A 13,300-nucleotide genomic window follows, 5' to 3' on the forward strand; every position below is an offset into this window, starting at 1 on the left:
GGGCTGGGGTTTTTCTCGTCGCCGTCTCTCGGCGACGTCCTGGGGAGGGTCGGGCGGGCCGGATGCGGCTCGCCCCCTCCAGGACTCTCCGCGTGCAAAAGAACCGCGTTTAGAGGGCTGATCGCGTCCATCGTCTTGACAAGCACACGCACCTGCCTGCACCCTTTCACTACTTAATTAGTGAAAGGGTGTTGCCAGTGGTCACCTTCCACCTGGACAAGGGCTCGGGTGTCGCCACCTACGTCCAGCTCGTCCAGCAGGTCAAACACGCCCTCCGGCTGGGGCTCCTGGAGCCGGGCGACCGGCTGCCGACGGCGAAGGAAGTGGTCGCCGAGCTGGCGATCAACCCGAACACCGTCCTTAAGGCCTACCGCGAGCTGGAGCGCGAAGGGCTCGTCGAGGGAAAGCCGGGCTTGGGCACCTTCGTGCAGAAGACGCTCGGCGGCGCTTCGTTCACCGAGCACGCGCGGCTGCGGAAGAGCCTGGGGGTCTGGGTGCGCGACGCCCGCGAATCGGGACTGGATCAGGAAGACGTCGAGGCGTTGTTCACCTCTGTGGTGGTCGACGGCTTTCGAGGGGAGCGAACCGCGTGAATGAGAAACCCGTCATCGAAGCCACCGGTCTCGGCAAGCGATACCACCGCAAGTGGGCGCTGCGCGACTGTTCCCTCTCCGTCCCGAAAGGACGAGTCGTGGCACTGGTCGGACCCAACGGCGCGGGCAAGACGACCTTCCTGCACCTCGCCGTCGGGCTGCTCGACGCGACCCTCGGCTCGGTCTCGATTCGAGGAACCGCCGCGTTCCTGGCGCAGGACAAGCCGTTGTACCCCGGCTTCAGCATCGCCGAGATGCTGAAATTCGGCAGACGGCTGAACCCCGGCTGGGACGACGAGTTCGCGCTCAAGCGCATCGATTCGCTGCGGCTTCCCTTGAAACACAAGGTGGGCAAGCTTTCCGGCGGTCAGCGCGCGCAGGTCGCGCTCACCCTCGCGCTCGCGAAACGCCCGGATCTGCTGGTGCTCGACGAGCCGCTCGCGAACCTCGATCCGCTGGCCCGGCACGAGGTCATGCGCGGGCTGATGGAGGCGGTCGCCGAAACCGGCATGACCGTGCTGCTCTCCTCTCACGTCGTTTCCGACCTGGAGAACACCTGCGACTGGCTGATCGTCCTCAACGGCGGCCGCGTGCAGGTCAGCGGGGACATCGACGAACTCGTCGCCGGGCACCGGATCCTTTCCGGACCGGCGGAGGAGGCCGACGCGCTGGCGAAACGTGTCGCGTTCGTGGACGAGGCCAGGGCGGGCAGGCAGGCGACCGTCTTCGCCCGCACCGAGCCGGTCCCCTTGGGTCCACAGTGGACCGAACGTCCGGCGAACCTGGAGGAGCTGGTGCTCGCCTACCTGAGACGACCCGACTCCGCGAGTCTGCCTCGTCCGACACTGGCTTCGGCGTAAGGGGGAACGATGTTCTGGCTCACCTATCGTCAGCACCGGTCACAGCTGCTGATCACCGCGGGCGCCCTCGTCGTGGTCGGGATCCTGTTGCTGATCAACGGAAACGCCGCGGCGGACAGCGCGAATCCGGTGGATCACTTCGAGAGTCTCTACACCTATCTCTCCTGGCTGCAGGTGGCTCCGGTGGCGATCGGCGTTTTCTGGGGAGCGCCGCTGCTCGCCGCCGAATACGAGCGCGGCACCACGAAACTCGCCTGGACACAGTCGATCTCGCGGTTCCGGTGGCTCGGTGTGAAACTGGGGTTCCTCGCCCTCCTGGTCACGCTGGCCGGGCTGGCCTTCGGCCTGATGATGCAGCGCTGGCTGGAGGTCTTCCCGACCGATCGCGGGGACACGAACTTCACCAGTCACTTCGACAATCCGGTCCTGTTCTCGATGACCGGAGTGGCGCCCGGCGCATGGTGGCTCTTCGGGTTCGTCATGGGCACGGCGGCGGGCGCGATCATCCGCAAAACGCTCCCCGCCATCGCCGCCACCATCGCGGTGACCGTGGGATTGATGATCGGCGTGACCAACGTCCGCGACTTCTACGCCGAACCAAGGCTCGTCGTCCTGAGCGCGGCGGGGCCGACCGGGCATGATCCCGGCGGCCGGGTCGTCGACATGGTCATGGACGCCGCCGGTCAGGTCACCGCGCTGAAGATCCTGCCGCAGGACTTCTACTGGCGCTTCCAGTGGACCGAAGCCGCGATCCTGGCGGGTGTCTCGCTTCTCCTCGCCATCACCGCGACCTTCGCCATCCGGCGACGCTCCTAGAAAGGGAAACGTTCTTGCTCTGGCTCACCTGGCGGCAGCATCGCGCTCAGCTGCTCGTCACCCTGGGGTTCCTGGCCGTGCTCGGCGGAGTCCTGCTCCTGTCCGGCCGGCTCGCCCTCGACGCGGCGAACGGTCAGATCTCTTCCTACTGTTACGGAGGCGGCGTCCCGTGCCGCGAACGTGACGCGGGACTGGAAGACCTCTATCAGAAGATCTACCCGCTGGTGGTGATGCTGCCGTTCGTACCGTTGCTGGCCGGCGTCTTCTGGGGTGCGCCGCTGCTCGCCAGGGAGTACGAACGCAACACCCATCAGCTGGCCTGGACGCAGTCGGTGAGCCGCGGCCGCTGGCTGGGCGTCAAGTTCGGTGTCCTCGCCTTGTGCGCGGCGCTGGCCGGGCTCGCTTCGGGGCAGATGTTCGGCCGGTGGCTGGAGATCTTCCCCGGCAAGGCGGAGACGCTCGCCGAAACCGCGTACTTCGGTGCCGTCGGCATCGCACCCGCGGCCTGGTGGCTGTTCGCCTTCACCCTCGGCGCCGCGGCCGGGGTGCTGGTGCGCAAGACGTTGCCCGCCATCGCGATCACGGTCGCGGTGTTCGTCGCCGCTTCGATCGCCCTGCTGCTCCTGCGGCCCCATTACGCCGAACCGGTGCGCACGATCGGCGCGGATCCCTCCGCCAAGGACGCCCTGATCGTCCACGCGGGCAGGCTCGCCCCAGACGGGCGTGAGCTGCGCTTGACCGACGAGGTGCCCGAATGTCCTCGCGGCAGGGGGATGAACGCCTGCGTCGAAGCCGCGGGCTACCGCGACTTCACCGTGTACCAGCCGTCCAGCCGGTTCTGGCGCTTCCAATGGACCGAGGCGGGCATCCTGCTCGCCGCGACCGCGGTGCTCGGGGGCGTCGCGGTAGGGGGAACGGTCCGCCGCCGTCGCTGAGCAGGCGGCGGACCGTCCGGCCGGCGCTGGAGAAACTCAGTCGAGCCGCAGCTCCGGGGAGTACAGGTCGAACCAGTGGTAGAGGTCCAGCGCCCGGTCGATGCCGGTGCGCTGGGCCGAGGACATCGTCACCGGGTCCACTTCGGACACCCGGTGCAGCCAGTCGCGGTCCACCAGTGAGAACACCGGGTTGTCTCGTTCCGCCAGTGCCTCCTTGGCCTGCTGCTGCAGTGCCGCCGCGTAGCCGGGGTCCTGAGTGGACGGATACGGGCTCTTGACCCGGTCACGCACCGAAGCGGGCAGCACATGCTTCGTGGCGTGCCGCAGCAGGCTCTTCTCCCTGCCGTCGAAGGTCTTCAGCGACCACGGCGTGTTGTAGACGTACTCGACGAGCCGGTGGTCGCAGAACGGCACCCGCACCTCGAGTCCGACGGCCATCGACGCCCGGTCCTTGCGGTCCAGCAGCATCCGCACGAACCGGGTGAGGTGGAGGTTGCAGACCGTCCGCATCTTGCGGTCCTGCTCGCTCTCACCGTCGAGATGCTCGACCTGGGCCACGGCGGAGCTGTACTGGTCGGCGACGTAGCCGGGCAGGTCCAGCTTCTGCCGGACGTCTTCGCGCAGCAGGGTTTCCCGCTCGCTGGTGAGGCCCATGCGGAACGCGAGCCAGGGGAACGTCCCCGAGTTCACCGACGCCTCGTCGTGGAACCAGCGGTAGCCGCCGAACACCTCATCGGCCGACTCGCCGGACAGCGCGACCGTGGATTCCGCGCGGATCGCCTTGAACAGCAGGTACAGCGAGGTGTCCATGTCGCCGAGCCCGGCCGGGATGTCCCGCGCGGTCAGCACCTTGCGGCGGACCTCCGGATCGCTGAGGTCGGCCGGGTTGAGCATGACGTCCTTGTGGTCGGAACCGACCAGTTCCGCGACGTCGCGGATGTAGGGCGAGTCCGGGGTGTCCCGCACCTCGTCCGGTTTGAAGTTCTCTTCCTGGCCGAGGAAATCGACCGAGAACGTGCGCAGCCGTTCGCCCTCTTCGGCCAGCCGTGCCGCGGCGAGACCGGTGACGGCGCTGGAGTCGAGCCCGCCCGACAGCAGGACGCAGCGGGGGACGTCGGCGATCAGCTGGCGGTGCACGATGTCGGTCATCAGCTCGCGCACCCGCTCGACCGTGGTCTCCTGGTCGTCGGTGTGCTGCTTCGCGTCGAGCTTCCAGTAGGTCCGCGTGCGGATCCCGGAGCGGTCGACGGTGACGATGGTGCCCGGCCCGACCTCGTGCATGCCCTTCCACAGCGACCAGCCGGGAGTCTTGGTCATGGCCATCAGCTCACGCAGACCGTCGGTGTCGACCACCTTGCGCGCCAAGGGGTTCGCGAGGATCGCCTTCGGCTCGGAACCGAAGAGCACGCCGTCCGGGGTCGGGTAGTAGTAGAACGGCTTGATGCCCATGCGGTCGCGGATCATCACGAGCTTCTCGTCGCGCTCGTCCCAGATCGCGAAGGCGTACATCCCGTTGAGGTGATCGACGACCGCGTCGCCCCACTCCAGGTAGCCGTGCAGCACGACCTCGGTGTCACTGTCGGTCTCGAATTTGTGGCCCCGCTTGGAGAGTTCCTCGCGCAACTCGGTGAAGTTGTACGCCTCACCGCTGTAGACCATGGCCGCCAGCCCGGCTTCGGCCATCGGCTGCCTGCCGCCCGGCAGATCGATGATCGCCAGCCGCCGGTGGCCCAGCGCCACGTTCGGCCGGACCCAGGTGCCCGAGTCGTCAGGGCCGCGGCAGGCCATGGTGGCGGTCATCGCGTCGACGACCTCCCGGCGCTGCGTGAGGTCCGTGCCGAAGGAGACCCACCCTGCGATTCCGCACATCGCCAACCTCCTATTGCTTAGCACATACAACTATCTGTAACACTGGTGTAACACGCTTTGTGCCGGTTGTCTGCCCGAATTGCACGCTCCGTCCGCAGTCCGTCACGGGCTGTGGGGCACATCACTGGGCATCAAGAAGCCGTAAAGGCACCCGATCGGGGCATCAAGACACCATCAGTCCCCGGTCCCGATGGTCTGTACCAAGCGCACTGTTGCGGGGTCCTGGTCACCGATGGGGTGACCTGTCCTGAGAGGTGCCTAGTGGCCGACTTGCTCTACGCCGTGCTCCTGATCGGCGTATTCGTGGTTCTCGCCCTGACCCTGCGTGGTCTGGAGAAGCTGTGACCGGCACGGGAGCCGTGGCCAACGTCGTCGGCGGACTGCTGGCGCTGGGGCTGATCGTCTATTTGTTCATCGCACTGGTCAGGCCGGAGAAATTCTGATGTCAGACGTCATGGCCGGCCTCTTGCAGGCCGGCCTCCTCCTCGTCGCGCTCGCCGTGGTCTACCGGCCACTGGGCGATTACATGGCGCGCGTCTTCACTGTGTCCTCTATCGAGACGCACACCAAGGCCGAACGAGGCCTGTACCGCCTGTTCCGGGTGAACCCCGGATCGGAACAGCACTGGAAGACCTACGCGTCCGCCGTGATCGGCTTCTCGTTCGTCTCCGTCGTCTTCCTGTACCTGCTTCAGCGGCTCCAGTCGATCCTGCCGTGGAGCCTCGGCAAGGAACCGGTCTCGCCGGCGGTCGCCTTCAACACCGCCGTCAGCTTCGTGACCAACACGAACTGGCAGTCCTACAGCCCCGAAGCGACCATGGGCCACTTCGTGCAGATGGCCGGGCTGACCGTGCAGAACTTCCTGTCCGCCGCCGTCGGGCTCGCGGTCGCCGTCGCGGTGGTGCGCGGATTCGTCCGCTCGAAGACCGACCGCCTCGGCAACTTCTGGGTGGACCTGACCCGCGGCACGATCCGGATCCTGCTGCCGATGGCGTTCGTGGCGGCGATCCTGCTGATCGCGCTCGGTGTCGTCCAGAGCCTCAAGAGCGGCGTCGACGTCCTCAACCCGGACGGGAGCACGAGCAAGATCGCGCTCGCCCCGGCCGCGAGCCAGGAGGCGATCAAGGAGCTCGGCACCAACGGCGGCGGGATCTTCAACGCCAACTCCTCGCATCCGTTCGAGAATCCGAACGCCTGGACCAACCTGATCGAGATCTTCCTGATCCTGGTCATCCCGGTCTCGCTCACCCGGACCTTCGGCAAACTCGTCGGCAACACCAAACAGGGTTACGTCCTGCTGTCGGTGATGGCCGGGCTGTTCACCGCGATGCTCGCGGTCACCTGGCTCGCCGAAGCCCACGCGGGCGGGCCCGCGCCGCTGGCCGCCGGGGCGAACCTGGAGGGCAAGGAACAGCGGTTCGGCATCGGCCTGAGTTCGCTGTTCGCCAACGCCACCACCGGCACGTCCACCGGCGCGGTCAACAGCATGCACGACAGCTACAGCGGACTCGGCGGCGGCGGAGCGCTGCTCAACATGCTGCTGGGCGAGATCTCGCCGGGCGGGGTGGGCACCGGTCTCTACGGCATCCTCGTGATGGCCGTGATCGCGATGTTCCTCGCCGGGCTGATGGTCGGCCGGACACCGGAGTACCTGGGGAAGAAACTCGGCAAACGCGAGGTCACCTGCGCGGCGGTCTCGATGCTCGCCATGCCGACGGTGGTGCTGCTCGGCGCGGGGGTCGCGCTGATGAACTCCGGCAACCTCGCCGCGTTGAACAACCCGGGCGCCCATGGGCTTTCCGAGGTGCTCTACGCCTACGCGTCGGCGGGCAACAACAACGGCAGCGCGTTCGGCGGGATCACCGTCACCAACGACTGGTTCCAGTCCTCGCTCGGGGTCGCGATGCTGCTCGGCCGGTTCATCCCGATCCTCGCCGTGCTGTGCCTGGCCGGATCCCTTGCCGCGCAACGGAAGGTCCCGGAGACCGCCGGCACGCTGCCCACCACCGGACCGCTTTTCGGCACGATGCTCGCGGGCACGATCGTGCTCGTCGCGGCCCTCACCTTCATCCCGGCGCTCGCGCTCGGGCCCATCGCAGAGGCACTCGCATGACCATGACTCAAGAACGCACCCCGGAGGAGATCTCCCAGCACCACGTGGAGAACACCGGCCGCGTCGGTGCGGGGATCTTCAGTCCCCGCCAGCTGCTGACCTCGTTGCCGGAGGCGCTGCGCAAGCTCAACCCCCGCCACCAGCTCGCCAACCCGGTCATGTTCGTGGTGTGGATCGGCTCCGCGTTGACCACGGTCTTCGCGATCACCGACCCGAGCGTGTTCACCATCCTCATCACCATCTGGCTGTGGTTCACCGTCCTGTTCGCGAACCTGGCCGAGGCGGTCGCGGAGGGCCGGGGCAAGGCGCAGGCGGAAACCCTGCGCCGCAGCAAGAAGGAGACCATCGCGCGCCGTCTCACCGAGGACGGCGACGAGGAGAGCGTGCCGGGCGCGGACCTGCGCGTCGGTGATCTCGTGGTCGTCGAAGCCGGGCAGGTCATCCCCGGTGACGGCGACGTCGTCGAAGGTATCGCGACCGTCGACGAATCGGCCATCACCGGCGAATCCGCCCCGGTCATCCGGGAATCGGGCGGCGACCGGTGCGCGGTCACCGGCGGCACCACGGTGCTTTCGGACCGCGTCGTCGTGAAGATCACCACCAAACCCGGCGAGTCCTTTGTGGACCGCATGATCGCCCTGGTGGAAGGCGCTTCCCGGCAGAAGACGCCGAACGAGATCGCGCTGACGATCCTGCTGTCGACGCTCACCATCATCTTCCTGCTCGCCGTCGTGGCCCTGCAGCCGATGGCGGGTTACTCGGGCAGTCAGCAGTCCGTGATCGTGCTGACCGCGTTGCTGGTCTGCCTGATCCCGACGACGATCGGCGCGCTGCTGTCCGCGATCGGCATCGCCGGGATGGACCGGCTGGTGCAGCGCAACGTGCTCGCGACCAGCGGCCGCGCGGTGGAGGCCGCGGGCGACGTCTCGACCCTGCTGCTGGACAAGACGGGCACGATCACCTTCGGCAACCGCAAGGCCACCGAGCTGATCCCGGTCGGTGCGTCCACTATGGACGACATCGCCAAGGCGGCGCGGTTGTCCAGCCTCGCCGACGGCACCCCGGAAGGCCGCAGCATCGTCGAACTCGTCGCCAGGGAACACGGGCTGCCCGGATCGGCGTCCGACGACGAGAAGCTCGCGGAGTTCGTCGCGTTCACCGCGCAGACCCGGATGAGCGGCATCGACATCGGCGAGCGCCAGGTCCGCAAGGGCGCCACCGCCGCCGTCCGCGAATGGGTCCGTGACCGCGGTGGCGACATGCCGGACGAGACCGAACGCGTCGTCGACGAGATCAGCCAGCAGGGCGGGACCCCGCTGGTGGTCGCGGAGTACGACGGCGGGAAAGCCTTCGTACGCGGCGTGATCCGGCTGTCCGATGTGGTCAAACCGGGGATGCGGGAGCGGTTCGTCCAGCTTCGCGCGATGGGCATCAAGACCGTCATGATCACCGGGGACAACCCGCTGACGGCCAAGGCCATCGCCGAGGACGCGGGTGTCGACGACTACCTCGCCGAGGCCAAACCCGAAGACAAGATGGCGCTGATCCGCAAGGAGCAGGAGGGCGGGCGCCTGGTCGCGATGACCGGCGACGGCACCAACGACGCTCCCGCGCTGGCGCAGTCCGACGTCGGCGTCGCGATGAACACCGGGACCTCCGCCGCCAAGGAGGCGGGGAACATGGTGGACCTCGACTCCGATCCGACGAAGCTGATCGAGATCGTGGAGATCGGCAAGCAGCTGCTGATCACCCGCGGCGCGCTGACCACCTTCAGCGTGGCCAACGACCTCGCGAAGTACTTCGCCATCCTGCCCGCGATGTTCACCGGCATCTTCGCCCAGCTCGGCGCGCTCAACATCATGCACCTGGCCACGCCGAAGTCGGCGATCCTGTCGGCGGTCATCTTCAACGCCCTGATCATCGTCGGGCTGATCCCGCTCGCCCTGCGCGGCGTCCGGTACAAGCCGTCGTCGGCCTCGGCGCTGCTGCGCCGGAACCTGCTGGTCTACGGCCTCGGCGGCATCGTCAGCCCGTTCCTCGGGATCTGGCTGATCGACCTGCTCGTCCGTCTCATCCCTGGAATCGGGTAACCATGAACGCACTGCTGAAGCAGACCCTCGCCGGGCTTCGCGTCCTGCTCGTCTTCACCGTCCTGCTGGGTGTCGTCTATCCGCTGGGCGTCTGGGCGATCTCCCGGATCCCCGGCCTCGAAGGCAACGCCGAGGGCTCGATCATCACCCAGAACGGGCAAGCCGTCGGTTCGTCACTGATCGGGATCGACCCGGTCGCCGCGGACCCGGCCAAGGACCCGTGGTTCCACAACCGCCCGTCCGCGGGGTCGAAGGATGTGCTCGGCCCCGGCGACCCGTCGTCGTCCGGCGCGTCGAACAAGGGCCCGTACAACGAGGACCTGGTCGCCGCCATCGGTGAGCGCAAGAAGCTGATCGCCGCGCGCGAAGGCGTCCAGGAGTCGCAGGTGCCCGCCGACGCGGTGACCGCGTCGAGCTCCGGGATGGACCCGGCGATCAGCGCCGCCTACGCCGGCCTCCAGATCCCGCGGGTGGCCAGGAACACCGGCCTGTCCGAGGAGAAGATCCGGCAGCTCGTCGCCGACAACACGAGCGGCACCGGGATCGGTGTGCCGGGCGTCAATGTGCTGAAGGTCAACTTGGCCGTGCGCGACGCGGCCGGAGGAGCACACTGACAGACGTGGACGACAACACGACCAAGCCGCGCCGGGGCGAGCTGAGGATCTACCTCGGCGCGGCCCCGGGCGTCGGCAAGACCTACGCGATGCTCGGCGAGGCGCGACGCCGCCTCGACCGGGGCACCGACGTGGTCATCGGCCTGGTCGAGACGCACGGACGGAAGAAGACCGCGGAGCTCGTCGAGGGCCTCGAGATCGTGCCGCGCCGCCGGTCCGCGCACCGCGACCGCGAATTCGAGGAGATGGACCTCGACGCGCTGCTCGCCCGCGCGCCCGAGGTCGCCGTCGTCGACGAACTCGCGCACACCAACGTGCCGGGGTCACGCAACGAGAAGCGCTGGCAGGACATCGACGAGCTGCTCGACGCCGGGATCGACGTCCTCTCCACGGTCAACGTGCAGCATCTGCAGAGCCTCAACGACGTCGTCGAGCGGATCACCGGCGTCACCCAGCAGGAGACCGTGCCGGACGAGGTCGTGCGGCGGGCCGAGCAGCTGGAGCTGGTCGACATCACCCCGGAGGCGCTGCGCAGGCGGCTGGCGCACGGCAACGTCTACCCGGCCGAGCGGATCGACGCCGCGCTGGGCAACTACTTCCGGCCGGGCAACCTCACCGCGCTGCGGGAACTCGCGCTGCTGTGGGTCGCCGACCAGGTCGACGTCGCCCTGCAGCGGTACCGGGCCGAGCAGAAGATCACCGACACCTGGGAAGCACGCGAACGGGTGGTCGTGTCCATCACCGGCGGCCCGGAGAGCGAGACGCTGATCCGCCGCGCGAGCCGTATCGCGAACCGCGCGGGCGCCGAACTGCAGGTGCTGCACATCCTGCGTGGCGACGGGCTGGCCGGGATGGGGCCGACGGCGGTCGGGAAGTACCGGAAGCTGGCCGAGGAGGTCGGCGCGACCTTCCACACCGTCGTCGGCGACGACGTCCCGACGGCGTTGCTCGACTTCGCGCGGGGCGTGAACGCGACCCAGCTGGTGGTCGGGACCTCACGACGGTCACGGGTCGCGCGGCTGTTCGACGAGGGCATCGGCGCGGCCGTGGTCCAGCGGTCCGGTCCGATCGACGTCCACATGGTCACGCACGCCCAGGCGGGCGGGCGGCTGCGCGCCCGGTTCAACCGGAGCCCACTGCCGTCCTCGCGGCGGCTGGCGGGCTGGGCGCTCTCCCTGTTCTTGCCGGCGCTGGCGACGCTGATCGGTGTCCTGCTGAAGGATCAGCTCGACTTCTCCACCGACGTGGTCGACTACGTGCTCGCCACGGTGCTGGTCGCGCTCGTCGGCGGACTCGGGCCGGCGCTGGTGGCGGCGGTGTTCTCGGCGGGGCTGCTGAACTTCTTCTTCACCCCGCCGCTGTACACCCTGACCGTCCACGAGCCGCGGAACGTGATCACCCTGGTCGCGATGGTGCTGGTGGCGGTCCTCGTCGCGGCCGTGGTCGACACCGCCGCGCGGCGCGCCACCCAGGCCGCGCGGGCACGAACGGAAGCGGCGCTGCTCGCCTCCTACGCGCGGACCGTGCTCGCGCACACCAACCCGATCGAGCGACTGCTGGAGAAGGTCCGCGAGAACTTCGGGATGACTTCGGTGACCCTGCTGGAAAAGCGGGACGGGAAGTGGAAACGGGTGGCGAACGCGGGGACTGATCCCTGCGCCGATCCGGATCAGGCCGACGCCGACATCGCGGTGACCGCCGACGTCCACCTCACCTTGCGCGGCCGTACCCTGCCCGCGTCCGACCGCGGGGTGCTGGAAGCCGTCGCCGGGCAGGCACTGCTTTCCCTCCGGCAGCAACGGACGGCGAAGGCGGCCGTCCGCGCCGAACGCAAGGCCGAAGCGACCGAGCTGCGCACCGCCCTGCTTTCGGCCGTGGGACACGACCTTCGCACACCGCTGACGTCGATCAAGGCGTCCATCGGCAGCCTCCGCGCGACCGACATCTCACTGTCCGAAGAGGACACCGACGAACTGCTCGAAGCGATCGAGGAGTCGGCGGACCGGCTCGCCGGGCTGATCGACAACCTGCTCGACTCCTCCCGGCTGGCGACCGGCGCCGTCCGCCCGCATCTGCGCCCGGTCGGCTACGACGAGGTCGTCTCGCATGCCCTGTCCAATGTGGACAACTCGGATTCGGTCGTGGTCGCGATCGACTCCCGGCTGCCCTCGGTCTGCGCCGATCCCGGCCTGCTGGAACGGGTCGTGGCGAACGTGATCGACAACGCCCTGCGGCACGGGAAATCCGGCGAGCCGGTCTCGGCCCGCGCCAGCACCCATTCCGACCACGTCGAACTGCGGATCGTCGACCACGGGCGCGGGCTGAAGAAGGGCACCGCGGACTCGGCGTTCGCGCCGTTCCAGCGGCTGGGCGGAGACCGGGACACCGTGCCAGGCGTCGGACTGGGGCTTTCGGTCGCCAAGGGATTCACCGAGGCGATGGGCGGGCGGATCCGGGCGGAGGACACGCCGGGCGGCGGGCTCACCGTCGTCATCTCGCTGCCCGCGTATGTCGGTCAAGACCCGGAAAAGAACCTCCTCGCTTTCGACGACGAGGGCTTTGAACACGAAGAGGAGGAGCGAGTGCGATGAGTGCCGAAACCGTGTCGGCGACCGTACTGGTCGTCGACGACGAACCGCAGATCGTGCGAGCCCTGCGGATCAACCTGTCCGCCCGCGGCTACAAGGTGATCACCGCGCACGACGGGACGGCCGCGCTGAAGGCCGTCGCCGAGACCAAACCCGACGTCGTCGTCCTCGACCTCGGCCTGCCCGATCTCGACGGCACCGAGGTGATCGCCGGGCTGCGCGGCTGGACGACGGTGCCGATCATCGTGCTGTCCGCGCGCGGCGACTCCGCCGACAAGGTGCAGGCACTCGACGCCGGCGCCGACGACTACGTCACCAAACCGTTCGGCATGGACGAACTGCTGGCCCGGTTGCGGGCGGCGGTGCGGCGATCGGCGACGTCCAGTGTGGACGGTGTGGACGCGGTGGTGGACACGGGCTCGTTCCGCATCGACCTGGCGGCGAAGAAGGTGCGCCGCGACGGCAAGGAAGTGCACCTCACCAAGACCGAATGGGGTGTCCTGGAGCTGTTGGTGCGCAACCGGGGACGGCTGGTGGCGCAGAAGCAGCTGCTGCACGAGGTGTGGGGGCCGACGTATGAGACCGAGTCGCACTACCTGCGCGTGTATCTGGCGCAGCTGCGGCGGAAACTGGAACCGGAACCCTCGCGGCCGCGGCACCTGCTGACGGAACCGGGAATGGGGTACCGCTTCGAAATGTAGAGCCACCGACCCGGTCACCAGCGCCGAACACTCCTGCGTCGTGACTTGCGCAAATCGGTTGAACCCCCAAAGACACCCAACAAACACCCAACCCCACAAACCAAGAAACCAAAAAACAACA

At 68.2% G+C, this 13,300-nt stretch carries 11 protein-coding genes; 10 read left to right on the forward strand and 1 reads right to left on the reverse strand.

What is annotated here, in order from left to right; genetic code table 11:
* The first annotated feature begins 197 nt into the window (after positions 1–197).
* From ACZ5ZX_RS25705 to ACZ5ZX_RS25720, 4 genes are read left to right on the forward strand one after another with little or no spacing between them, the layout of a single operon-like run.
* Positions 198–593, forward strand: coding sequence for a GntR family transcriptional regulator (locus tag ACZ5ZX_RS25705; RefSeq protein ID WP_465504532.1), 396 nt, complete (start codon positions 198–200; stop codon positions 591–593).
* On the forward strand, positions 590–1,453 hold the full coding sequence (locus ACZ5ZX_RS25710) for an ABC transporter ATP-binding protein (protein WP_465504533.1): 864 nt from the start codon (positions 590–592) through the stop codon (positions 1,451–1,453). The genes ACZ5ZX_RS25705 and ACZ5ZX_RS25710 overlap by 4 nt, the downstream gene beginning before the upstream one ends.
* Before the next feature lie 9 nt (positions 1,454–1,462).
* Entirely contained in the window at positions 1,463–2,269 is an 807-nt protein-coding gene (locus ACZ5ZX_RS25715; protein WP_465504534.1) for an ABC transporter permease, read from the forward strand.
* Between the two features lie 14 nt (positions 2,270–2,283).
* Entirely contained in the window at positions 2,284–3,204 is a 921-nt protein-coding gene (locus ACZ5ZX_RS25720; RefSeq protein ID WP_465504535.1) for an ABC transporter permease, read from the forward strand.
* 36 nt (positions 3,205–3,240) lie between these two features.
* On the opposite strand, the gene asnB is transcribed toward ACZ5ZX_RS25720, so the two are convergent.
* Complete coding sequence (gene asnB / locus ACZ5ZX_RS25725; RefSeq protein ID WP_465504536.1) at positions 3,241–5,073, reverse strand: asparagine synthase (glutamine-hydrolyzing); 1,833 nt, start codon at positions 5,071–5,073, stop codon at positions 3,241–3,243.
* Between the two features lie 341 nt (positions 5,074–5,414).
* Here asnB and kdpF point away from each other — a divergent pair, with 341 nt between their 5' ends.
* The 6 genes from kdpF to ACZ5ZX_RS25755 are packed head-to-tail and all read left to right on the forward strand — an operon-like array spanning position 5,415 to position 13,179.
* Positions 5,415–5,516, forward strand: coding sequence for a K(+)-transporting ATPase subunit F (gene kdpF / locus ACZ5ZX_RS25730; protein WP_007031325.1), 102 nt, complete (start codon positions 5,415–5,417; stop codon positions 5,514–5,516).
* Positions 5,516–7,186 carry a potassium-transporting ATPase subunit KdpA gene (gene kdpA, locus ACZ5ZX_RS25735; RefSeq protein ID WP_465504537.1) on the forward strand — a complete coding sequence of 557 codons (1,671 nt, stop codon included), beginning with the start codon at positions 5,516–5,518 and terminating at the stop codon, positions 7,184–7,186. Before kdpF ends, kdpA begins: the two co-directional genes overlap by 1 nt.
* Positions 7,183–9,276, forward strand: coding sequence for a potassium-transporting ATPase subunit KdpB (kdpB, locus tag ACZ5ZX_RS25740; RefSeq protein WP_465504538.1), 2,094 nt, complete (start codon positions 7,183–7,185; stop codon positions 9,274–9,276). The genes kdpA and kdpB overlap by 4 nt, the downstream gene beginning before the upstream one ends.
* 2 nt (positions 9,277–9,278) lie before the next feature.
* Positions 9,279–9,890 (forward strand): potassium-transporting ATPase subunit C, encoded by a 612-nt coding sequence (locus tag ACZ5ZX_RS25745; RefSeq protein ID WP_465504539.1) that lies wholly within the window; start codon positions 9,279–9,281, stop codon positions 9,888–9,890.
* A 5-nt stretch (positions 9,891–9,895) separates the two neighbouring features.
* The gene (locus tag ACZ5ZX_RS25750; RefSeq protein ID WP_465504540.1) at positions 9,896–12,481 is read left to right on the forward strand and encodes a DUF4118 domain-containing protein; all 2,586 of its coding nucleotides are present in this window, start codon (positions 9,896–9,898) and stop codon (positions 12,479–12,481) included.
* Positions 12,478–13,179 carry a response regulator gene (locus tag ACZ5ZX_RS25755; RefSeq protein WP_465504541.1) on the forward strand — a complete coding sequence of 234 codons (702 nt, stop codon included), beginning with the start codon at positions 12,478–12,480 and terminating at the stop codon, positions 13,177–13,179. The genes ACZ5ZX_RS25750 and ACZ5ZX_RS25755 overlap by 4 nt, the downstream gene beginning before the upstream one ends.
* Positions 13,180–13,300 lie beyond the last annotated feature (121 nt).

It is taken from the genome of Amycolatopsis sp. NPDC033938 (assembly GCF_055575975.1).